Origin of the sequence: Psychrobacter sp. SC65A.3 (genome assembly GCF_025642195.1) — a bacterium.
Lineage (GTDB): Bacteria > Pseudomonadota > Gammaproteobacteria > Pseudomonadales > Moraxellaceae > Psychrobacter > Psychrobacter cryohalolentis.
Window position 1 is genome coordinate 2,435,917 of record NZ_CP106752.1, and the last position, 23,408, is coordinate 2,459,324.

Annotated in this window: 15 protein-coding genes; 6 read left to right on the top strand and 9 right to left on the bottom strand. The window is 41.1% G+C overall.

Going from position 1 to position 23,408, the window contains the following annotated elements; translation table 11 throughout:
- Nucleotides 1-802: 802 nt before the first annotated feature.
- A complete protein-coding gene (locus OEG80_RS10360) occupies nucleotides 803-2,353 on the top strand; it encodes an alanine/glycine:cation symporter family protein (protein WP_020442782.1) in 1,551 nt (516 codons plus the stop codon).
- A gap of 286 nt (nucleotides 2,354-2,639) precedes the next feature.
- On the opposite strand, the gene OEG80_RS10365 is transcribed toward OEG80_RS10360, so the two are convergent.
- Entirely contained in the window at nucleotides 2,640-3,242 is a 603-nt protein-coding gene (locus OEG80_RS10365) for a fasciclin domain-containing protein (RefSeq protein WP_149492873.1), read from the bottom strand.
- Between the two features lie 338 nt (nucleotides 3,243-3,580).
- Nucleotides 3,581-4,135: a fasciclin domain-containing protein gene (locus OEG80_RS10370; RefSeq protein ID WP_020442781.1), complete on the bottom strand. Its 555-nt coding sequence runs from the start codon at nucleotides 4,133-4,135 to the stop codon at nucleotides 3,581-3,583.
- A 554-nt stretch (nucleotides 4,136-4,689) separates the two neighbouring features.
- On the opposite strand from OEG80_RS10370, the gene metH reads away from it, so the two are divergent.
- Together metH and OEG80_RS10380 are read left to right on the top strand one after the other, a co-directional pair.
- Complete coding sequence (metH, locus tag OEG80_RS10375; RefSeq protein WP_263240715.1) at nucleotides 4,690-8,502, top strand: methionine synthase; 3,813 nt, start codon at nucleotides 4,690-4,692, stop codon at nucleotides 8,500-8,502.
- 24 nt (nucleotides 8,503-8,526) lie between these two features.
- Nucleotides 8,527-12,255 (top strand): PIN domain-containing protein, encoded by a 3,729-nt coding sequence (locus OEG80_RS10380; protein WP_263240716.1) that lies wholly within the window; start codon nucleotides 8,527-8,529, stop codon nucleotides 12,253-12,255.
- A gap of 24 nt (nucleotides 12,256-12,279) precedes the next feature.
- Here the strand turns inward: OEG80_RS10380 and OEG80_RS10385 are convergent, their stop codons facing one another.
- The 6 genes from OEG80_RS10385 to OEG80_RS10410 all read right to left on the bottom strand — a co-directional run bounded on the left by OEG80_RS10385 (nucleotide 12,280) and on the right by OEG80_RS10410 (nucleotide 17,103).
- Complete coding sequence (locus tag OEG80_RS10385) at nucleotides 12,280-12,429, bottom strand: DUF2256 domain-containing protein (protein ID WP_263240717.1); 150 nt, start codon at nucleotides 12,427-12,429, stop codon at nucleotides 12,280-12,282.
- A gap of 51 nt (nucleotides 12,430-12,480) precedes the next feature.
- Nucleotides 12,481-12,651 carry a DUF2256 domain-containing protein gene (locus tag OEG80_RS10390; RefSeq protein WP_010196547.1) on the bottom strand — a complete coding sequence of 57 codons (171 nt, stop codon included), beginning with the start codon at nucleotides 12,649-12,651 and terminating at the stop codon, nucleotides 12,481-12,483.
- 29 nt (nucleotides 12,652-12,680) lie between these two features.
- Nucleotides 12,681-13,703: a Xaa-Pro aminopeptidase gene (locus OEG80_RS10395; protein WP_263240718.1), complete on the bottom strand. Its 1,023-nt coding sequence runs from the start codon at nucleotides 13,701-13,703 to the stop codon at nucleotides 12,681-12,683.
- A gap of 241 nt (nucleotides 13,704-13,944) precedes the next feature.
- Nucleotides 13,945-14,433 (bottom strand): META domain-containing protein, encoded by a 489-nt coding sequence (locus OEG80_RS10400; protein WP_263240719.1) that lies wholly within the window; start codon nucleotides 14,431-14,433, stop codon nucleotides 13,945-13,947.
- Between the two features lie 350 nt (nucleotides 14,434-14,783).
- On the bottom strand, nucleotides 14,784-15,896 hold the full coding sequence (locus OEG80_RS10405; RefSeq protein WP_263240720.1) for a lipase secretion chaperone: 1,113 nt from the start codon (nucleotides 15,894-15,896) through the stop codon (nucleotides 14,784-14,786).
- Between the two features lie 151 nt (nucleotides 15,897-16,047).
- A complete protein-coding gene (locus tag OEG80_RS10410) occupies nucleotides 16,048-17,103 on the bottom strand; it encodes a lipase family alpha/beta hydrolase (RefSeq protein ID WP_263240721.1) in 1,056 nt (351 codons plus the stop codon).
- A 311-nt stretch (nucleotides 17,104-17,414) separates the two neighbouring features.
- On the opposite strand from OEG80_RS10410, the gene map reads away from it, so the two are divergent.
- Entirely contained in the window at nucleotides 17,415-18,206 is a 792-nt protein-coding gene (map, locus tag OEG80_RS10415) for a type I methionyl aminopeptidase (RefSeq protein ID WP_379607884.1), read from the top strand.
- A gap of 173 nt (nucleotides 18,207-18,379) precedes the next feature.
- Nucleotides 18,380-21,121: a [protein-PII] uridylyltransferase gene (glnD, locus tag OEG80_RS10420; protein ID WP_133105457.1), complete on the top strand. Its 2,742-nt coding sequence runs from the start codon at nucleotides 18,380-18,382 to the stop codon at nucleotides 21,119-21,121.
- An 8-nt stretch (nucleotides 21,122-21,129) separates the two neighbouring features.
- On the opposite strand, the gene OEG80_RS10425 is transcribed toward glnD, so the two are convergent.
- Nucleotides 21,130-21,798: a hypothetical protein gene (locus OEG80_RS10425; RefSeq protein WP_263240722.1), complete on the bottom strand. Its 669-nt coding sequence runs from the start codon at nucleotides 21,796-21,798 to the stop codon at nucleotides 21,130-21,132.
- 294 nt (nucleotides 21,799-22,092) lie between these two features.
- Here OEG80_RS10425 and dapC point away from each other — a divergent pair, with 294 nt between their 5' ends.
- The gene (gene dapC / locus OEG80_RS10430; RefSeq protein ID WP_263240724.1) at nucleotides 22,093-23,331 is read left to right on the top strand and encodes a succinyldiaminopimelate transaminase; all 1,239 of its coding nucleotides are present in this window, start codon (nucleotides 22,093-22,095) and stop codon (nucleotides 23,329-23,331) included.
- The last annotated feature ends 77 nt before the right edge of the window (nucleotides 23,332-23,408 follow it).

Here is a 23,408-nt window from a genome sequence, read left to right on the forward strand (position 1 = left end):
CAATTCATCGTTACCAAAACACAACCGCAAGCAACGACTTGTAGCATAATCTCTCGCTCTGTTTTGACTATGTATCTATATAACCTGAATTATCATGAATTATTGAAAAATCATCCAAACTGAGATAAATCGCCCTTATGCTATATTCTACGGTACTTGTTGTCATAATAAAGCTTGCCATAACATATATATAGCTGCTGCTAAGAAGAAATTTCTAGTAATTGGGTAAAAAATATGGCAAATTGCAGTTACGTAGCTGTACGGTTTGCATACATTTGGTAGTGGACTTATTTTCTTCATAGTACTAGCGATTCGTTTATTTATCATGTAAAAGGATTAATAGACAGATAAATCATCGCTTTATGACTCTATTACGCAATTGTACTTAGCCGATACTGCTCATAGTAAGCTGAATACCATCGCGATGATGGGTATTTAAAATTATAACCGCCTGTTTTATCCACTGGTTTATTTATAACAGCGTTTATGTTTATGGCAGGATGACGGATTACCAAAGTAAAGAGACAGTAAAAAGATGGCAACCATCGCCAATCGATTGATATTTATATATAAATGATATCAAGAGATGAGCAAATACAGCCAAACTTTGATAATAAACCAAGCGGATAAACACAGACAACTACAGTCCATTCTTGGTGACTATGTACATATGAAGCTTAAATCATTGTTTAAGTACATGCAGATAATTTGAGTGGTTGGCTTTAATAAGGATATTAAACCGTTAACTCACTCTATGCATCCTCATATATAGTCATTTTGAGACAGTTGAAGGAATAGATATATGGAAGGTTTAGTCAATTTAGTAAACGGAATTATTTGGAGCCCCGCATTAATTTACTTATGCTTGGGCGCAGGTCTATTTTACTCCATCATGACGCGCTTTGTACAAGTACGTTTATTCGGTGAAATGATCAAATTGCTATTTACTGGTAAATCTAGTGAACAAGGCATTTCATCGTTTCAGGCACTTGCCGTCTCGCTTGCTGGTCGTGTGGGTATGGGGAACATCGCAGGGGTAGCAGCCGCTATCGGCTTCGGTGGTCCTGGTGCTGTATTTTGGATGTGGGTAGTTGCTTTCCTAGGCGCATCTACTGCTTATGTTGAGTCGACACTGGCTCAGATTTACAAAGAAAAAGATGTAATCACTGGCGAATATCGCGGTGGCCCTGCTTACTATTTTGAGCGCGCACTTGGTCAAAAATGGTACGGCATCCTTTTTGCAATCTCATCTATCCTTGCTTGTGGTATGTTCCTACCAGGCGTACAGGCAAACGGCGTTATCAGTGCTTTTGCGCAGGTAATGGGTGAAGGTTCTATCGTTAACATTGGAGCCTTAGAAGTTGGCTCTATGCGGTTAGTAGCATTGGGTATTATTCTTGTGGTATTAGGTATCATCATCTTCGGTGGTATCAAGCGTATCGCAACGTTTACCGAGTATGCGGTTCCTTTCATGGCAATCGGCTATATTATCCTTGCACTGATCATCATGTTTGCTAACTTTGAGATGATTCCAGAAGTATTTGGCTTAATCGTTGGTGATGCGTTTACTGCTCAAGCAGGTTTTGGTGCAGCGATTGGTTGGGGTGTAAAACGTGGTATTTACTCTAACGAAGCCGGTCAAGGTACAGGTCCTCACGCTGCTGCTGCTGCTGAAGTTGAGCATCCATCACAGCAAGGTTTGGTACAGGCCTTCTCAGTTTATGTTGATACGTTACTGGTTTGTTCTGCTACTGCATTTATGATCTTAACGATGGGTACTTATAACATCCAAGGTACATTACCAGATGGTCAATTCATCGTCCAGAATGTAGCGGCTACGACTGAAATCAACGCTCCAGCATTTACGCAAATGGCAATGGAATCTGTCTATGGTGGTTTTGGTAATACCTTTATCGCTATCGCCGTCTTCTTCTTTGCCTTTACAACCATCTTGGCTTACTACTACATCGCTGAAGTGAACGTTGCTTACTTGACGCGCTTTATCGGTCGCGGTGCCAACAAAACTGGTCTATTTTTAGTTAAAGTCCTAATCATGGTGATGGTTGCCTATGGTGGTCTTAACTCAGCCGGTTATATTTGGGCAATTGGTGATATTGGTGTTGGTCTTATGGCTTGGCTCAATATTGTTGGTATTCTTGTTATCTTCTTTGTGGCACGTCCGACGCTTACCATGCTTAAAGACTATGAAGCACAGCGTAAAGCTGGTGTAACGCGCTATACATTTGATCCTGCAAAATTCGGTATCAAAAACGCGCCTTATTGGGAAGAGCGTCATCTAAAAGAGCAACAAAGAATAGCGGCACAAGATCCTTTAAATAAAGAGCATCGTTAATCCTCTGTAAAGTATTTGCCTACTAGCCAGTTATCAAAAAAGCCCGAGACCATTGTCTTGGGCTTTTTTGTATGTGCGCTCTTGCCTCTTTTCTACCATATTCGGTCCTAAATAAAAGAAATACAAATGTTATAAGGCACTACTGGATTCCTTTTACATTGCATCGACTCAAATTATTAGCAGCAATTAATAGGCAGCAAAAAGCCCAACTCAATGGCTGGGCTTTAGGTATTTTTACATCATTTACTGTTTACAAGAAAGACTTAGTAAGTCTATTAACCAAAACTTATTTAGGCAATAAAACTGTATCAATTACATGCACTACACCATTGGTTGCCATCATATCAGTGCCAACGATGTTGGCGGTATTACCATTTGAATCTGTAATGACATTGGCATCACTAATCGTGATGGTTTGACCATTCGCCGTTTCAATCGCAGTACCGTAAGGAATATCAGCGGCTTTTACAACCATAGGTACGACATGGTATGGAAGCACACTTTTTAGCGTCGCTTGATCAGCAAGTAATTCTTCTTTGGTAATGTTCAACTTAGTCAATAAAGCAGCAAAGGCATCATCAGTAGGGGCAAATACTGTGTACTTGTCTTCAGCCATCAGCATCGAATCAAGTCCAGCTGCCTGTAGTGCAGCGGTCAAGATGGTCAAGTCTTTATTACCAGCTGCCATCTCACCAATAGTTTGCGTAGCTGCTGCTTCAGGGGCAACATCCGCTTCAACCATTGGTTCAGCTGCGACTTCTGGCTCAACGACTACATCAGTGGTTGCTTCTGGCTCAACTGGCTCAGCAACGACTTCTTTATCGTTACAAGCTGCTAATGACATTGCTGCCGCCACAACGGCGATAGATAGTAAGTTCTTTTTTAACATAAGACATTCCTTTGATATTAATAACTATTGAGTGAATAACAATTTGATAAGTACTGATTCGATAAGTAATAATTTTTGCATAAACAGTTTTTTTAAATGCACAATACTGTTTAGAATATGACATTCTTTAAAGGGACGTTATCTGAAATCATCTACAATATTAACTGATTGATTTTTAATTGATATATTCTTAGGTAGTAGCACTGTAGCAATCACGTATATAACACAGGCGTTTCGTTATCTGAATCTATAACGAATTTAAGAGCTGCTTAGAACAGCTCTTAAACGATTGATCTTATACGCATATAATGGCTAGTTTATAAAACCTTGCCAAAAGACTATCTAGGCATTAGAACTCTATCAATCACATGTACCACACCATTACTGGCAGTAATGTCCGTTTTTAAAAGATTTGCTGTACGTCCACTTTCATCCATCAATTTGCCTTGGGCTGTGACCATAAGCGTGTCCATGCTTAGCATGGTTATATTGCCTGGTCTAACATCCTTGGCATAAATAGGTGCTGCAGCGTTAATCACGTGATAGCTTAAGATTTTAGTCAATAGTGGTTTATTGGCAAAGAGCTGTGCTTTGGTCATGTTATTTTCTTGTAACGCTTGCATAAAGGCAGCATTGGTTGGCGCAAGAATCGTATAGTTGGCATTAGGATTAGAGAGCGCGCCCGCTAAATCAGCGGCAACGACAGCTTCTACGAGTACAGAGAAGTCAGGATTGCTTTGGGCAATTTGTACTACATTCATTTTTGCCATTGATTGGCTATGCATGGGCGCTTTCATAGGAGCGCTTTTGGCTGGCATCATATTGTTACAAGCACTTAGACCTGCAATTGAAACAGCTAAAGTACCAATAGCAGCGATTTTGATGATTTTCATAACATTATCCTTAATGAGTAAATATCTATAATCTGTTGGTTTTTATCTGGTAGGTCAGATGAGATTGGCTTTCCTTAGCAGCAACGCTTAACGATCTAATCACTGATTTGATAATGCATGATTAGCCATGAAAAATAATATATAGGCAAACTTGCAAATAAAATCATCAACCCTTACTAATAAGCACTGCTTATGAAACATCAATCCTTCTGAAATTAAATTAACATATCCTTAAGTGGCGTAAACGGCTATTTACGCTACTTTTTGTGGTGTGCATGTAATCTGTATTTGCATTATAAAGTGATACTTTTACGTTTATAATCATAAGTAAAGCTTTCTGTAACCCTAAGGATAAATGATATTCATTTGTGCTCACACGCTTTATGCAATAGACTTTGATAACCTGACATTGGCAATATATTTTCTGCTAAAATCATCTGTATTTATTTACTATTTTTTACTGGCATTGATGGTTTTGACGTCTTCTCTATTAAAAATTATAACGACTTTTTCCTCTTCTTTTTTATAACTTTGACTCTATAAGCAGCGCTCCTATGACTCCAACAGCCCGTTCTCAAACTGATACCTCTTCAACCAATCTAACTGATACCAGTAACCCAAATGCCAATCCCAATGACTTTATATTAACGCCGCCTGCTGTGTTCCCTTATAAGGATCAGCAGCTAACCGCACGCGCACGTATCACGGAGCAAATGGCAGCACGGATTTTGATGCTCGATGGCGCCATGGGCACGCATATTCAGAACTATAAGTTGGAAGAAGCGGACTATCGCGGTGAGCGCTTTGCTGATATCAAGCAAGATGTCCGCGGCAATAATGATTTATTGGTGCTGACGCAGCCGCATATGATTAAAGAGATTCATTTGGCGCATTTGGAATCCGGCGCTGATATTATCGAGACCAATAGCTTTAATGGTACACGGCTGTCGATGGCAGACTACGATATGCAGTATCTCGTGCCTGAGCTAAATAAAACGGCTGCTAAAATCGCACGTGAAGCCGCTGACGAATACACTGCGAAGAATCCAGAAAAACCACGCTTTGTCGCTGGGGTTATTGGTCCGACATCGCGTACTTGCTCGCTATCACCTGACGTTAATGACCCCGCCTTTCGTAATATTACCTTTGATGAATTGGTGCTGAACTATCGCGAAGCAACCTTGGCGCTAATGGAAGGTGGCGTTGATATCATTTTGATTGAGACTATTTTTGATACGCTCAACGCCAAAGCAGCAATCTTTGCCGTCACAGGCGTCTTTGATGATATCGGTTTCGAGTTACCGATTATGATATCTGGGACAATTACTGATGCGTCAGGTCGTACGCTATCTGGGCAAACGGCGGAAGCTTTTTATAACTCGATTCGCCATGCCAAACCGCTATCCGTTGGCTTTAACTGTGCCTTGGGTGCTGATGCCCTACGTCCGCATATCCAAACGCTATCGAATATTGCCAATACTTATGTCTCTGCGCATCCAAATGCCGGTCTGCCTAATGAGTTTGGTGAATATGATGAAACTGCCGATGAAACAGCTGCACTGCTTGAAGGCTTTGCCAAAGCTGGTATCTTAAATATCGTTGGCGGCTGTTGTGGTACAACACCTGAGCATATCCGTCAAATCGCTAATATGGTAGCAAATTACCCACCGCGCATCATTCCTGAGATTGCCCCTGCCTGCCGCTTATCTGGTCTTGAGCCATTTACCATCAATAAAGACAGTCTATTCGTCAACGTTGGTGAGCGTACCAACGTCACGGGTTCGAAGAAATTCTTACGCCTAATCAAAACCGAAGCTTATCTTGAGGCGCTTGACGTTGCCCGTGACCAAGTTGAAGGCGGCGCACAAATCGTCGACATCAATATGGACGAAGGGATGCTTCACTCTAAACAAGCGATGATTCACTTTGTTAACCTCGTATCAGGCGAGCCAGACATCAGCCGTGTGCCGTTGATGCTGGACTCATCGAAATGGGACATTATCGAAGAAGGTCTTAAGCGCACTCAAGGTAAGTGTGTCGTCAACTCTATCTCATTAAAAGAAGGTCACGCTGAGTTCGTCGAACGTGCCAAGCTCTGTATGCGTTACGGCGCAGCCATCATCGTCATGGCATTTGATGAAGATGGACAGGCGGACACCTTTGAGCGTAAAACTCAAATTTGTAAACGTAGCTATGATGTGTTGGTCGATGAAGTAGGCTTCCCGTCTGAAGATATTATCTTTGACCCCAATATTTTTGCGGTTGCTACCGGTATCACTGAGCACAATAACTACGGCGCCGACTTCATCAACGCGACCAAATGGATTACCGAAAACCTGCCCAATGCGATGGTATCAGGTGGTGTCTCTAACGTCTCGTTTAGTTTCCGTGGCAACCCAATTCGTGAAGCCATCAACTCCGTATTCCTCTATCATGCGATTCAGAATGGTCTGACGATGGGTATCGTCAACCCTGCCATGCTTGAGCTGTATGATGATATTCCAAAGGAAGCTCGTGACGCTATCGAAGATGTGATGCTTAACCGCAACCAAGGCGAAACTGGGCAAGATGCCACCGAACGCCTGATGACCATCGCTGAAAACTATCAAGATGGCGGTAAGAAAAAAGACAGTACCGTCGATATGACATGGCGTGAAGGCACCGTCGAAGAACGGATTGCTCATGCGTTGGTAAAAGGTATTACTACTTTTATCGAAGCGGATACTAAAGAAGCGTGGGAGAAATATCCGCGCCCACTGGAGGTCATCGAAGGACCACTGATGGACGGTATGAATATCGTCGGCGACTTATTTGGTGCCGGAAAAATGTTCTTACCGCAGGTCGTGAAATCTGCGCGCGTCATGAAGCAGTCGGTCGCTTGGCTAAATCCGTATATCGAAGCGGAAAAAGTCGAGGGTGAAAAGAAAGGTAAAATCCTCATGGCAACGGTCAAAGGCGACGTCCATGATATCGGTAAAAATATCGTCGGCGTGGTGCTTGGTTGTAATGGCTATGATATTGTCGATTTGGGCGTCATGGTACCTTGTGAGAAAATCCTTGATACCGCGATAGCTGAGAAAGTCGATATTATTGGCTTATCAGGTCTGATTACCCCAAGCCTTGATGAGATGGTCTATGTCGCCAAGCAAATGCAAGAGCGTGGCATGACTTTGCCATTGATGATCGGTGGTGCAACGACCTCAAAAGCGCATACGGCGGTCAAAGTCGAACCACAATACCAAAACAATGGTGTCATCTATGTGGCGGATGCCTCACGCTCAGTCGGTGTAGTCACCAAACTGCTCTCCAAAGAATACCGTCAAGCGCTTATCGATGAAACTCGCGAAGAGTATGTCAAAGTACGTGAACGCCTTGCCAAGCGTCAGCCAAAGGCGGCGAAGGTCACGTATGCCGAATCGGTCAAGATTGGTTTTCAGTATGATTGGGAAAACTATGTGCCACCAGTCCCCAATAAGCTGGGGCAAGTGATATTTGACGACTATCCAATCGCTAACCTACTGCCTTATATCGACTGGACACCATTCTTTATCTCTTGGGGACTGGTCGGTAAATATCCGAAGATATTGCAAGACGATGTGGTGGGCGAAGCGGCACGCGATTTGTTCGATAATGCCAATGAGCTGATGCAAAAGATGATTGATGAAAAATTAATCGTCGCCAAAGGGGTGTTTAAACTCATGCCAGCTCGCCGTACTGGTGCCGATACCGTTACTGTCTATGACCATGCCACTGAAGGTGGTGCAGCAGAATATCAATTCGAGCACTTACGTCAGCAAAGCGACAAGGCCAGTGGTAAGCCAAACTTTAGCTTGGCAGACTTCATCTCGCCATCAGAGACGCATACCGATTACTTGGGCGGCTTTACCGTCTCTATCGTCGGTACAGAAGCACTGGCTGAGCAATATAAAGCGGCAGGTGATGACTATAATGCCATTATGGTACAGGCATTGTCTGACCGTTTGGCAGAAGCATTTGCCGAGCATTTGCATGAGCTGATCCGTAAAGAGTATTGGGGCTATCAGGCTGATGAGAGTCTAACCAATGATGAGATGATTAAAGAGAAATACGTCGGCATCCGCCCTGCACCTGGCTACCCTGCTTGCCCTGAGCATACTGAAAAAGGCAAGTTGTTTGATTGGCTAGGTACGGTAGATGCGATCGGTACAACCTTGACCGAAAGCTATGCGATGTGGCCTGCGTCATCAGTCAGCGGCTTCTATTACTCACATCCTGATAGTGAGTACTTTAACGTCGGTAAAATTAGCACCGATCAATTAGAGAGCTATGCTGAGCGTAAAGGGTGGGATATGAAGACTGCTGAGAAGTGGTTAAATCCGAACTTGTAACTTACTTAAAAGGAAGTAAACATAATGACTTATAAACCTCAAATTCTTCCACCAAGCACAGAACAAGAGTTTGAGGCTTTTTGCGCACATGTATATGGTGAAATTTATAACTGTAATACGCCTGCAATGTATGGGCGCAGAGGTCAAAAGCAATATGGTTTAGATGTGCTTGTCTATAAAGATAATCTAAATAAAGCAAGTAATCGAACTGGAATTCAATGTAAGCACGTTAAAGCACTTCCATTTGATGGTAGTGCGAAAGTTACTGTTGTTAAAGAAGTTGAAAAAGCTGACAGTGGTAAACAACAAATCTCACGACTTATAATAGCTACCACTTTACCATCTGACCAGAAACTGACTGATGCTGTGAACGCTTTGTCAGACGAAAGAGTTAATAATGGAAAATTTCCAGTAGAAATCCAGTTTTGGAATGATGTAGAGAACTACATTGCTAATTCGATTGTCTTGAGTCAAAGATACCATTCAAACAGTAACTATTCAGAAAAAATAAAACAGGCGAAAGAAAATTTTGATAAAGAACGATATTCTGAAGTTATAAGCTCATTAATAGTTGATGATATTAAATTAATGAATCATATAGAGAAATATGAAGCTTATTACCTCTTAGCAAACTGTTACTACTTGATAGAGCAAAACGATAAATTCACTCACTATGCTTCAAAGGTTAAAGATTTTGAGTGGTGTGATGAAATGCGAAATGTACTAATAATCATAGAAAATATCATATGTAATTATACTGATAATGCCATAAAGATTGTTGAAAGTTATATTAGTAAAGACCCTGATAATACTCGCTATCAAGCTCTAAAATACTTAATAGAAATCAATCAAGGTAATATTACAGGCTTCGAAAATTTACCTGAAGCTTTAAAGAATACATACTCTGTCAAACTTAACTATATGAGATATTATTCGAATCATAATCAGTTTGATAAATACGATGCAATAGAGAAGCTAATTGATAAAGATGAACGCTCAAAGCCTTCATTTATCATTCTATCTCTTGAATCCTCTCTGCTGAGATATGCTACACCTAAAAACCAACATCATTATATTGAAGCGGAGTTGAACTCCCTAGAACTAAACTTAAATATAAACCAGATTGACGTACCCTCATTAAAAAAGTATGCGATAAACAGCATTATTACTGCAAATTGCGTCATAAATAACGAAGAATCAGTTAAGCATTATTACAAACTAACGAAAACTACCCAATGTGGGATACTTCCAGAAACCATTATTAACCTTGTTTCATTCACTAAAAGAAACTCAGATAAATTGTTTTTCTTAAAGGTCTATAAAGATCATTCTGATTCAGAAATAATAAAATATTTGGTTGACGGCTTATATAATTTCGGTGAAATGGATAAACTAAATTATATAATTGACTCGAACATCGAGATTGGAGAACCTTTAACTAACGAAATAAGATCTTTTGTTGCAGTTAACCAACTTAACAATATTGATTTTTTAAAACTTGTAGATGAAGTAGATTTATTTAGTACTAATACCCTTAGAGGCTTGGCTCTCTTAGGTTTAAGGTTATATGGTACTAACGATGAGAAATTCGATAAATTAAATAGAACTATCTCTTCTATTAATACACCTGATAACGATCTAAAAACGTTACTAGCTGACTATTACTTTAAAACTAAGCAGTACAGAGCTTGTAGTGATACATTAGATAATCTTATCAATGAATCTAATGAAGAGTATCTGTTAATCATCCAAATTCATTCTTTGATTGAAAGCTTTCAATATCAAAAGGCTAAAGATTTCGTAGATCAGAATAGTTATAATTTTGATAAGTATCTTGGCGATTTTGCTAGTTTAGTTAGTAAGTTAGGTAATAAGACTCAAGATTTTAGTGCTGCTGAAATGCTACTGCCCAGACTTGATAAGTACAGCAACTTATCTTGGTATTGGCGTTTAAAGCTTTTTTTAAGTATTCACAATGACAATATAGGTCAGTTGAAAAAAGATACGAGACTAATTCCATTAGATCTAGACAATAATCCTGCGGATATATGCTGGTTAGCTTCTTACGAACTACGATATTCAAAACAAGAAAAAGCTATTGAAAGAGTTATCAATCTTTGGCGCTCAAACCCTACTGACTTAGAAGTGCTCTCAGCCATTCAAGATTTGCTTCTTGATACAATGCTTTCTCGCAAACTTCCAAATAATTCAAATCCTTTATTTGATCTAAATTTTGCCGAAGTCGTTGATGGTTGCTTTGTTTCATATTTTGAAGAAAACGAACTTAAAGGGAAATATATCGATTCTAAGTCTTCAGGCAAGAACTTAGATATTATAATTTCACCTAACGATGAACTAGGTCAGCAGTTTTTAGGTAAAGCTGTTGGTGAAGAGTTTGAAATTATAGGAAAGTTTGGTGTAAGACGGAATATTAAAATTGAAGAAATTTTATCTATACCTTTAGCGATATATAGAAAGAATATGGAGATGACATCAGACATCAACAACTCTTTTAACATGGTTTCTTTCACAGCAGACTTTAATACAGAAGAAGGCATAGCAAAATTTATTAAGGATATCAATCAGACTTCACGTTCTAATGAACAATTAGAGCGACAGTTAAAAGCATATCAAGAAAATCCAATGACAATAATGTGTCTAGCGGATTACGTTGGAAAAGATATTTCTGAAATTACATATAGTTGGTTAAGTGATTCTCGATTCACTCTGAGAACAATTGATGATCACTATACTGTTGATATTAGCATCGACGATCTAGAAACTTTGCTAGAAAAACAATCTACAGTAGTGATCGATTTATTTACGTTATTGGAGTTACAGCGTTTAGAAAGTTTAGACTTTCTTACTTCAAATCTGTCTATATATATTCCCAAAATCCTGCTTACAAATTTAAAAGCGCTAAGTAATAAGCATATATATGAATATAAAGGAGGTGATAAGCCCTTATCGATCCATTCAAACGATAACAATTTTACTGTGAATGAAATGGATATACAGTTGCTTGAAAAGCGTTCAAATGATTTGAAGTTTTTAGTTGAATATGTCGAAAGCAATATGCAGATTACTCCTGCTTATGGAAACAACTCAAACTCAAAAATTATAGAAGCGCTCAATAGTTTTCTTCCTGAAACAGATAAGTCCATTATCAGACTGTGTCAAGAAAAGAGCATACCGCTTCTGTCTTTTGACGCAAGATTGAGAGCGCTTGCTCATCAAGCTGGAGTGGATACGATAAATTTTCACGACTATTTATTATTAAGTACTTCGGTTGATAAAAGTCGATACATAGACTTCCAAACTAAACAATTTGTTGATAACCGAAATGCTGCTGATTTCAAAATTCATAATTTGCTAGATTTTGCATTAAAAAGTAACAACTCATTAAATATAGTCATTAATAAGTTTATAAATCATATGAGTCTGCATTATGATTTCGATTTAATATTGCAGCAATTGGGTATTTTAATAAAGATCATAATGTCAAAAAAAATTATGCCTACTAACGGCTTTGTTGAAAGAATTTGCGAAATACTTTTTTGTAATTTGGCTAACTACAATAAGTTAGATTTTGATAACCATAAGGTGACTCTTAATTCTTACTTTGAAATGTACTTCCATCGTCGTCCAATAAGGGTAGAGAGCTTTGAAAGCATGAAAACTGTGAAAGATAATACATTATATACAATATATGGAACCTCACGACCTTTGCTATGTGCAAGAAATATAGATTAATATATTTTACACATGACAGATCAATCAATTACCACCCTTGCACTTACTCCGCCGACACTTCTCCGAACAATAAATCACCTGTGCCCAATCCTTCTCCCACTTCTTGCGCCAAGTAAAAGGGCGCTGGCAGACGGGGCAGGTTTTTTGCGGTAGGTTTACTTTTTTGTGTGCCATCGTCTGCCCCCTTGTGCCGTATATCTAATATCTATGGTTAGTTATTACTGCCTATTTATCTTCTTTTTGATGATCAAGCCCTTCATACTTCTTAACGCGACGGCATTGGTCGGAGCAATAGACCATGCTCTCCCAGTTTTTATCCAACTTTTTAGTCCAACTAAATTCGCGTTCGCAGACAGGACAGAGTTTTTTGCGGACGTTCTTCTTTTTATGCGCCATGATATTTACCTTTAAATTAAAAAAATCGCTTAACGACCCCAAATTGGTGAGCGCACTACTCCGCCCGTTTTACTACTAATTGCATAACTGGTATTACCTGCTAAAGAATGGATAACCAAGCTGCCGCCACTTTGACTGCTTTGACCGCCTACTTGTCCACCCAAATTTGACTGACGCGTCGGATAGATGGCGTATTGCCCAGAAGGCGACAGTCGCGCAGGCTCATCGAGTCCCGTTTCTGCCAGATTGATGACTTGTCCTGTGGTAAGCATCATTACTGCCGCTTTGCGACCATTGAGATATGCCAAACGTTGACTATCTAAGCTAAGCTGAGGACTGGCAGCATAGCCTCCCGTCGATATCAGCGCGGCGTTGCCCGTGGCAAAGCTATAGCGATAAATGCTTGGGCGACCAGCGCGGACTTTATCACTGGTATAGACAAAGCTCTGCCCATCGCTGGCATAGCTTGGCTGCACTTCAGTACTCGGTAAAGTGGTAAGCTGTTTGGTACTGCCATCACTGAGCTGCATTTCATAAATATCGGCATTGCCGCCAACGGTTGAGCTATAAAGCAGCTTTTTACCATCGGGTGAGAATGACGGTGATAAATTGCTACCTTCTACATTGACGACCAAATTATGACTACCACTTTTGACATCGTAAATATAAATCTTTGGATGCTGACGCGCGGCTTGTTTGCTATAAGCGAGCATTTGACCATCCGCTGACCACGTAGGCGCGTAGATATAGCCATTTAGCTGATCAATCAATTGACGCCCGCTACCATCGGGGCGGATACGATATAGCGTCGAGACCTTGGCAGCACCCACGCCTTGCTCCTCTACATAAGCAATATAGCCTTGTCGATCTATTGCTGGCATGCCAATAGTGAGCGGATTATTCATAGCCATCGCGCTAGGCGCTTTGGACAAAGCAGTTGGCATGGTCTGGCAGCCTGTTAATACCGCCAGCATTGAAAGCATGATAATAGGAACAGTACTATTTAGCCTACGAATATTAACAGTCGGTTTTAAGACAGTGGTTTTTAACATAAGATAAAGTCCTCTAGATCCATTCGATATGAGCTATTTAAAACGTGCAACTTACTATTAATAATATCAAGTAGAAGAGTGCTGAATGAAATATAAGTCATCAGGAACAGCGATGTCGCTAGTGTAACGCAGATTGGTATCTTCTTTTAAACAAAAATTTTAGACGAAAAAATGCCCCACTGCTAAGTGAGGCATTTTTTATATACAGTTATAATATAACGATAGTAACTGACTGTCTCTATTATTTAGCAACCGCTTTAAAATGAGCGACTTGACTGCTATTTTTGATGGTCAAGATAGGCGTGTTGTTTGCATTGGTGCTGATGCTATATTTACCTTGTACCGTAGCAAGCGTCGCTGTATCAAAGCTAGCTTGTGGCTCAGGACATGCCATCATAGTAGATAGAACATTGCCTAATACAACATTGCCATTCACAACATTATAGTTAGAACCCATGTTATTACAAGTATTGACAAACGCAACACGGTCATTGCCGTTGTCTTTGAAGAATTTTAGGGTAAGTGGTTTGGCTGGATCAAAGAATAACTGAGTGACTTTATCGCCATTTGCGCGCTTTGCATCAACAAGCTGCCAATCATATGCTTGTAGAGCGTTAGCAGTAATTGGTTGAGTCACAGGTGCCGTTACGGTAGGAGCAGTTTGGCAACCAGCGGCCAATGTACCTACAGCAAGGGTCGCAGCCATCATCATTTTAGTCATGTTTTTCATATAAACTCCTATAAGTTTCAAATATTAATATACAAAATAAAATATTCATTGTTTATTTTTTAATCAGTAGCGTTTGCTCTGATCAATTTGTTGTTTTCTTTATTCTAAACAATGGGGCTATTATGCCCATTTCTCATAAGCCTATCATGATAGATTGAGTACCAATTAACGCTATATTTGTACCATTTTACGGTATTTTTGCTAACATGCCTTGTTAAGCCAGTTATTAACTGCTAACACATAATCTTTTGTCTGATTCTTAAGAATTGTTTTACTGCCTAAAAGCCTATCAAGCTATATTTACGGTTTTTACTTACCTTTAAATTCATATCTATAGCCTGTCTTTTTGGTTAATTTGTATCGGCAGCTTTCTGCTGCTGTAGGGCGGCATAACCTGTTAAACGCTTGCGTTCAGAGTCGTTAAACAGTTGCCTTTCAATCTGATTTATTTGAGCTTGTGATTGCGTCTGTGATTGACTGGTACTTTGTTTTAGAAGCTGCTGTTTTTGTGCTTGGTACTGCTTGAAACGCTTATCGAAGCTAGCGTCTGCTTGATCTACTTGCGCTAAGCGTGCTGCCGCTGGTGCACCGACCAGCTCACGACGCATATTATATAGCGCTTCAGGTGTGGCACCTTTTGCTTGCATTTGCTCTGTACGCGTCATCAGCTCATTTAGATTGGCTTGCTGGGCGATATTGGTTTTGGTTGCATTGTCTGGCATACGACTGATGTAATCTTGTTTTGCGGCATCTTTTTGCGCCTCAGACAGCTGAGAATTCTGACTGATTCTGACCATCTCCATACTATAGTCGTCATACTCATCTTCTGTCCCAAAGAAGGCGGTAATGGTTTCTTTATCAAAATGCTGTTGGCGCAATCTAGCGACATCTTGTTTCTGCTGAGCGACGACACTTAAATCCAGCTCGCCACTTTGGGTCGCTTGCAATTGCAGCGTACCGTATTTTTTCTCAATCTCAGGTATGGCTTTGAGATAAGCCACATATTGATCAAATATAGCCACCGCTTGACTGGCGGCTGGCTCTGGCGTATGACTGCGAATATAACTCTCTACGCGAGCGTAAATAGCTGATTCCTCTTCTTCACCAAGCGCTGATAAAAAATAATCAAACAAACGCCTTAAGCCTTCTGTAATGACCAGTTGCTTGTTTTCATCAATAATAATCTCACCATCGACATCTGTCCCTTGCAAGGAACGCGGTAAACTCTCAAGTCCTGTGGTAAATTTAATTATGTTTTGATTCGATTGTTGGCTCATAGTGCTATCAGAGCTCGCTTTATTTACGGTATTAGCGTTAGCTTGATTGTCTAGCGTTATAGAATCCGCTTGAGAAAAAGCGTTGCTATTGTTAACAGGCTTGAACCACCAAATAATCGCTACTATTAGAACGACTATCACAGCAATAATAATGGACAATAAGGGTGAACGGCGATTATTTGACATAACGACAATATCTTATTTAATCAATCGGTTTATGTAGAGATTTATGATAAATAAAAATGGATAAAGAAAAAGGGTCATTTTAGTATTGACCCTTTTTTTATAAAAGCTATGAATCATAAAAGCTGTGAATCTGTTAACTCGTCTATAAACGCTATAAATTGGCTTTTTTCAAGCGATTGACTTGATCACGATACAAGGTTTTTGGATCAGGCTGCCCCCATGCGGTCAAACCCAAAAGCTGGTTGGCTGAATCTAAGTGATTCATACGATAATCATCTCGAATCACATAACCCAGTCGGCTTGAGCAGGCAGATACCAAGCCATCATTTGGATCATTGTCAAAACTTGTTCCTGTCAGCGCGAGCATATAATCACTAGGATCAAGACCATTGGTTATTTGCCCAACACCACTAAATGAGTAGTACTTGATACCATTGGCTTCAGTGCCAGTAGGCTGGCCACAATAGCTGGTCGGCATCGCCGCAGGAAATTTAGCATTAAACTTGGCAGCACCATCAGTTGATAAGGCGACAGCTGTATTCCAAGCTTCTTGTTTGTTGAGTTCTGTCGGGCTCGTACCTGAACCGACATCCGTAACGCCACCGAATAGCTGAAAGAACACAGATACCGCTTGGGTAGCCAAGCTATCCTCAGAAAGTGTTTGCATAACAGCATCCGCCGTTTTTGATCCTTGCTCTGGACTGCCAATCGCAGTGACAGAAGCAACATATTCTGGTGCCACGCCAGCGACATAACGAATATCAATACCACCTTGGCTATGACCCAATAAGTTCACTTTTGGGCTGCCTGAAATGGCACTGATGGTTTTTATTTTCTGTAAAAGCTGCTCGCCACGAATTTCGCTATTGTTAAAAGAGGAGGTTTTTGTGGTATATACTTGACTGCCACCGCTCATGAGTGTTTCAGGAATACCATAAAAATAATCAACCAAGCCGAACATCTTAGTAAACCCTGCCATACCATGTGCGAGTACTACTGGGTATTTGGTTTTGGTATAATCTGAGGTGAAATATTGACTACTTACGAGCTGGCAGCCGTCAGCATTGGCGCAGTTATAATACTGTCCAGCTGCCTGAGCAGAGGTAGCTTGCATAGTCATCAAAAGCGCACCGGTGACAATGGCACCTAATGACGGTAAAAATGCGCTCGGCGTTAGCACAGCGCGCAGAGAAGGTTTTAGAGTCATAACAACATCCTTGTTATTGTAAACGTGATTCTATCTTTATATTGCCTTATCTCTTGCATCCTGCACAAAGCTATAAAGAGGTCTGCTAAATCATTTAGCGAACAAAATTACAATACTTATATATTCTGTAACATTCAACTTTTTTTTGACATTAGCAGCTCTATCCTAGTGACTATATAGTCACATTAGCGTATATAAAGTCATTTAATATCAATACGATTGAAATATTCAATAACTTGCATTCAAGCAGCAACTTGTGCGTTTATGCTATAATTGATGACCTAAATTCTATAACTATAAGTACGACGATGATGACTAAAAAATCTCTTATCCAATCTCCTGAAGCCATAGAAAAAATGCGCGTGGCTGGTAAACTTGCCAGCGATGTCCTTGTGATGCTTGATGAGCACGTCAGAGTGGGCATCAGTACTGAAGCACTGAACCAAATTGCCCATGATTATATCGTTAATGTGCAACAAGCTATTCCTGCACCGCTTAACTACAATGGTTTTCCAAAATCTATCTGTACCTCGATTAACCACGTGGTTTGTCACGGTATTCCATCTGAAAATAAATTGCTAAAAGACGGCGACATCATCAATATCGATGTGACCGTGATTAAAGATGGCTATTATGGTGATACCTCAAAAATGTGGATCGTCGGCAATGGCTCTATCATGGCGCAGCGTATCTGCAAAGTAGCACAAGACGCCCTATATGCTGGCATGAGCGTGGTCAAAAACGGCGCGCGTTTGGGCGATGTTGGTGCGGCTATCCAAGCAGTGGTTGAGCCTGAGCGTTTTAGTATCGTGCGTGAGTTCTGTGGTCACGGTATCAGTAATGAGTTCCACCATGAGCCACAAGTCATGCACTATGGACAAAAAGGTACGGGCTTTGAGCTAAAAACCGGCATGACTTTTACCATCGAGCCTATGATTAACGAAGGCAAATGGCAGACTAAGATTTTACCGGATGAATGGACGGCGATTACCAAAGATCGCAAGCTATCCGCTCAGTGGGAGCATACCATGGTCGTAACGGACAATGGCTGTGAAGTATTTACCACGCGCCCTGAAGAAGATTTGAGTTTTTTGACTCAGTAATACAATAAAAGATCGCTTAGGCGGTCTTTTTTTTCGTCTATTATTAATGGTTGTCCCCCACTATTCTTGATGGTTTTTTATCTTTATACTTTCTGTATCTTACTGATCGCTTTTTATTTTTAGCGAGCCTTATTTACTGAACTAGACTTCAAACTTTTAACTGGATAAATCTCATGTTTAACTGTGATGTCACCGCTATTGATTTGACACCGATGCCTTTGTTTTCAGCAGACAATATGACAACTGCCTCTTTATCAACAGACACGAGCGTGGTAGAAAAATCGCTATTTGGTATTCCTGAATGGTTGCTTCAAATAAATGATGATATCAGCCGCGCACTCGAACGTGGCGTCAATATCCGGCAACTGGTTAGCGCGCGTGCTTGCGTGATTGATGATTTATTGATCGAATTATTTAAATGCTTTGGGCTTGATAAGACGGATTTGGCACTGTTTGCAACTGGTGGCTATGGTCGCGGTGAGTTATCGCTACATTCAGATATCGATATTTTGCTACTGATGCCACATGATATTGACGCTGATACCAGTAGTAAAATTGATAACTTGGTGGCACTCTTATGGGACATTGGACTTGAGCCTGCGTTATCAGTACGCAGCGTCAGTGACTGCTTGGAGGCGGCGCTTGACCATACTATTGCCAGTGCATTATTAGAGGCTCGCCTATTAATAGGCAATGACGCCTTGCAAAATGTCCCGCACCAAATAGTAAACAATCAATGGTCCCCGCGCTCGTTTTATGACGTAAAAATCGATGAGGCAAAAGCACGTTATTTACAGCACAATGCCACAGAATATAATCTTGAGCCCAATATAAAAACCGCCCCTGGTGGTCTGCGCGATATTCATATTATTGGCTGGGTGACCAAACGCTATTTTCGGGTCAGTAAGCTCTATGACCTGGTACAACAGAACTTTTTGACTGAAAAGGAATTCGATGAATTAAGCTTTTCAGAAAACTATTTATGGCAGATACGGCACTACCTGCACGAACTGACTGGTCGCAATGAAAACAAGCTGTTATTCGATTATCAGCGTGAGATTGCTCAACTGATGGGCTATGATACCCAGACAGATGATCAACCAAATGCTGCGGTAGAGCGCTTTATGCGCGATTATTACCGCTGTGCGATGCAAATATCAACATTGTCTGAAATGCTAACCAATCACTATTACGAAACCATCATCGAGGCGCAGTTGCCTGATGAAGAACGCCCAAAAAAACAGCCTATCAATGCCCGCTTTAACCAAGTCGGCGACCAAATCGCAATGGCGCATCACAGAGTATTTGCGCAGCATCCCGAGTCGATTTTAGAGATGTTTTTACTTATGGGTCAGTATGGCATCAAGAATGTCCGTACCCATACTTTGCGCGCGCTAAAAATTGCAGCGCGTGGTATTGATCAGGCTTATCGCGACAATCCTACGCACCAAACCTTATTTTTAGCCAATTTAAAAGAGCAGAATTATCTCTTTCATCGCCTGCGTACCATGAATCGCTATGGCGTGCTTGGCAACTATATCCCCGCCTTTGCTCAAGTCACTGGTTTGATGCAATATGACTTGTTCCATCGTTATACGGTTGATGCCCATACCTTATTTTTGATTCGTATTCTGCACCGTTTTACGGATCCACATTTTTATGAAGATTTTCCGCTCGTGAGCTCCATCTTTCAGCGCATCGAGCGCAAAGAGATTTTGGTATTAGCGGCGATGTTTCATGATATTGCCAAAGGTCGTGGCGGCAACCATAGTCAACTTGGCGAAATCGAGTCGATTGAGTTTTGTTTGGCTCATGGTATGAGTACTGCAGACGCTAATCTGGTTGGCTGGTTGACCCGTTATCATCTGCTGATGTCAATGACAGCTCAGAAAAAAGATATCTCAGACCCAGAGGTTGTGACACTATTTGCAGATTTGGTCGGTAACGTCACCCATCTAAATCATCTGTATGTCTTAACCGTCGCTGATATGAACGCCACTAATCCACAACTTTGGAACAGCTGGCGTGCGACACTTATGAAGCAGCTATATTCGCAAACGCGCCGTATTTTGCGGGCGGATATTGATGCCCCAACCAATCGTCAAGATATGATTAGTGCCACACGCAAGCAAGCACTAGTGATGCTAGATAACGTCGACAATCAGCATATGAATCGCGATGAGGTGCTGAGATTGTGGGATGATTTGGGCGATGAGTATTTTTTGCGTGAAATTGCAGAAGATATCTTATGGCATACTGAGGCAATTTTGAATCATCCGCCTATAGGTCGAGCGTCAAATGCTGATAGTCCGCCATTAGTCGTTCTACGTGAGCATCGAGAACTAGCGCTTGATGCGGTACAGGTTTTTGTTTATACCCAAGATCAGGTCAATTTGTTTGCGGTGACTATGGCCGTATTCGATCAGATGAATCTTGATGTATTGGATGCCCGTATTATCACAGCGACCCGTGATTTTGCGTTGGATTCTTATGTACTACTCGACCGTAGCGGTACTTTACTGGTCGATAGCGATAGCCAGCAAGAGCTTAAGCAACGATTGATTGATGCCTTTAAAAATCCTACCGCGCCCAAACTGACGCACAAACGAATTCCACGCCAGCTCAAACATTTCGATGTAGCAACGACGATCAATTTTGAGTTCAATGATGCCTCAAGTCAGCACATCATGAGCTTAGAGACCCTTGATCAGCCAGGTTTACTTGCCCGTGTTGGACAAGTATTTTTGCAGCAGCAGATTGAGGTACATGCCGCGCGTATTACTACACTTGGCGAGCGTGCAGAAGACATGTTTTATATCAGCGATCAAAATGATCAAGCACTGAGCGCTGATAAACTTAAGACGTTAAAAACGGCACTGATAGACAGTCTTAGTGTCCGTAATGATAGAGTCTAGCTTATTTTCTATATCAAACTTTTATAGATGATGCCACGTGCATATTCCTTCAGCGCATCATCGGCAAGCTCTAGAGGCAGTATATCGGCTTCCACCTTTTGGTCGCCATACATCAAGCGTCCCGCATCGACCTCCTTTTGTAGGAGGCGGTGCAAGCTGGCCAAACGAAATTCTGCATTATAATATCGGTAGATTTGCTTCAAACTAATAGGGGCTTTGGCGTGGACATCGCGATACAAGCTATCAGAAGCCAAGATAGTCATCTCATTAAGCATCTCTTCACGCGACAAATCGGCTTGATTGATCTTATATTGCAACTGCCTAGCAAGTCTGTCTTTAAAACTCAGCATCACAATAAAAATTAAGGTTTGTATGACAAATAAAGCGATGTATTGCCACAGAGGTAACGATATATCTAGCAACTTGCTAAGCAGCATGAGTACCATAGCAACGACTATGTAGCTAACCAATTGCCAGAGCAGCCACATCATAAAACTGTTATCGCCAAACCAAAACATTTGACGTTCTCGTAATAGTGTCAACTGCTGGCGTGATTTCCACCAAGTCTGTTCACGCTGCTTTAACTGCTTATAAACGTCAAGACTTTCATGATTATCAAAGTATTTTTCATTGATATCCTTAGCATCGAGACTGTCCGTTTTTAACATACTAGACATATCAAATTATTCCTAAAATACGCTGTCAGAAAAGCCAGCATTTATCTTTACTTAGTAATACAGACATAACATCGCTTTTATAATAACGCGTTACGATATAGTCACATCATTACCTATTTACACAGCCATATAGTTAAAATAACAATGCTTAAATACCCTCTAGCCAAGCCATTACAAAGCACTATAAGGAAATATAAGAAGAAAAAGACAAAAAATAAGAGAAGTGCTACACTGCTTAAATGTAATTTTTCTTTATAACTTTATTATTAACTGTCTATTATAGTTAGCCTGCCTATGAATCACAACTTGACGTCCCTACACCCTTATCCATTCGCTAAGATGGCCACTTTACTGGCTGATAGTACTCCAGCCCATAGCTATGATGAAATCAAACTGGGTATTGGTGAGCCAAAACATGCACCGCCAGCCTTTGTTCTGGACGTACTACGCGAAAACTTGGACAAAATAAGCCATTATCCGACCACAAATGGACTGTTTGAGCTGCGTCAAACCATTGCTCATTGGCTTGAGAAGCGCTTTTTCTTAAATCACCTCAACCCTAATACGCAAGTATTGCCAGTAATGGGCACACGTGAGGCAATATTTAGTATCGTGCAGGCAGTGATTAATCACGAGACAGAGATTGTTAGTCAGACGGCAACGCTCAACCAATCGCCTACTCCTACGCCTATAGTAGTTATGCCCAATCCCTTTTATCAGATATATGAAGGGGCGGCGATATTAGCGCAAGCAACGCCTTATTTTATCCCTTGCACCTCAGACAATAGCTTTAAGGGTGATTTTCGTAGTGTGCCAAAAGACGTCTGGACGCGTACACAGCTCTTATTTGTCTGTAGCCCAAACAACCCAACCGGTTCAGTGATGACGATGGATGACTGGGAGCAAGTGTTGCGCCTATCAGACCAATATGGCTTTATCATTGCCAGCGACGAGTGTTATAGCGAGCTGTATTTTGATAAAGCGCCAATAGGCTTGCTGCAAGCCTGCGCGGCTCTTGGTCGACACGATTTCAAAAATTGTCTGGTGTTTCACTCTTTATCGAAGCGCTCAAACCTACCCGGTTTGCGCTCAGGCTTTGTGGCAGGCGATGCCGCTATCTTGCAGGCTTATTTACAATACCGCACCTATCAAGGTTGCGCGATGCCGATACCTCATCAGCTGGCGTCTATCGCCGCTTGGGAAGATGAGAAGCATGTGGCGCACAATCGAGCGCTGTATCAAGAAAAGTTTGCACTCTGGATGTCGGAGCTTGGAGAATTACTGGAGTTACGTATGCCTGAGGCAGGATTTTACTTTTGGATAAAAGCGCCTGAGCAATTCGGTGGTAATGATGAGCGTTTTGTCAAAGCACTCTATGAGGATGCCAATATTCACGCGCTTGCCGGACGTTACCTATCACGCGAGGTCAATGGTGAAAATCCGGGGCAAGGCTATGTGCGTATTGCTTTGGTGGCAAGCGTCGAAGAAAGTCGCGAGGCAATCAAGCGGATTCGTCAATTACTCGGTGCTTAAAATCCCTATTTAAAACGCATTAAGCTTAACAAACCGCCAATAACCATAATAATATTATGGTTATTGGCGGTTTTCTG

Excerpts from the sequence above, each read along its gene's own strand:
- OEG80_RS10360 (WP_020442782.1), top strand. The coding sequence starts at position 803 with ATGGAAGGTTTAGTCAATTTAGTAAACGGAATTATTTGGAGCCCCGCA.
- OEG80_RS10365 (WP_149492873.1), bottom strand. The coding sequence starts at position 3,242 with ATGTTAAAAAAGAACTTACTATCTATCGCCGTTGTGGCGGCAGCAATG.
- OEG80_RS10370 (WP_020442781.1), bottom strand. The coding sequence starts at position 4,135 with ATGAAAATCATCAAAATCGCTGCTATTGGTACTTTAGCTGTTTCAATT.
- metH (WP_263240715.1), top strand. The coding sequence starts at position 4,690 with ATGACTCCAACAGCCCGTTCTCAAACTGATACCTCTTCAACCAATCTA.
- OEG80_RS10380 (WP_263240716.1), top strand. The coding sequence starts at position 8,527 with ATGACTTATAAACCTCAAATTCTTCCACCAAGCACAGAACAAGAGTTT.
- OEG80_RS10385 (WP_263240717.1), bottom strand. The coding sequence starts at position 12,429 with ATGGCACACAAAAAAGTAAACCTACCGCAAAAAACCTGCCCCGTCTGC.
- OEG80_RS10390 (WP_010196547.1), bottom strand. The coding sequence starts at position 12,651 with ATGGCGCATAAAAAGAAGAACGTCCGCAAAAAACTCTGTCCTGTCTGC.
- OEG80_RS10395 (WP_263240718.1), bottom strand. The coding sequence starts at position 13,703 with ATGTTAAAAACCACTGTCTTAAAACCGACTGTTAATATTCGTAGGCTA.
- OEG80_RS10400 (WP_263240719.1), bottom strand. The coding sequence starts at position 14,433 with ATGAAAAACATGACTAAAATGATGATGGCTGCGACCCTTGCTGTAGGT.
- OEG80_RS10405 (WP_263240720.1), bottom strand. The coding sequence starts at position 15,896 with ATGTCAAATAATCGCCGTTCACCCTTATTGTCCATTATTATTGCTGTG.
- OEG80_RS10410 (WP_263240721.1), bottom strand. The coding sequence starts at position 17,103 with ATGACTCTAAAACCTTCTCTGCGCGCTGTGCTAACGCCGAGCGCATTT.
- map (WP_379607884.1), top strand. The coding sequence starts at position 17,415 with ATGACTAAAAAATCTCTTATCCAATCTCCTGAAGCCATAGAAAAAATG.
- glnD (WP_133105457.1), top strand. The coding sequence starts at position 18,380 with ATGTTTAACTGTGATGTCACCGCTATTGATTTGACACCGATGCCTTTG.
- OEG80_RS10425 (WP_263240722.1), bottom strand. The coding sequence starts at position 21,798 with ATGTCTAGTATGTTAAAAACGGACAGTCTCGATGCTAAGGATATCAAT.
- dapC (WP_263240724.1), top strand. The coding sequence starts at position 22,093 with ATGAATCACAACTTGACGTCCCTACACCCTTATCCATTCGCTAAGATG.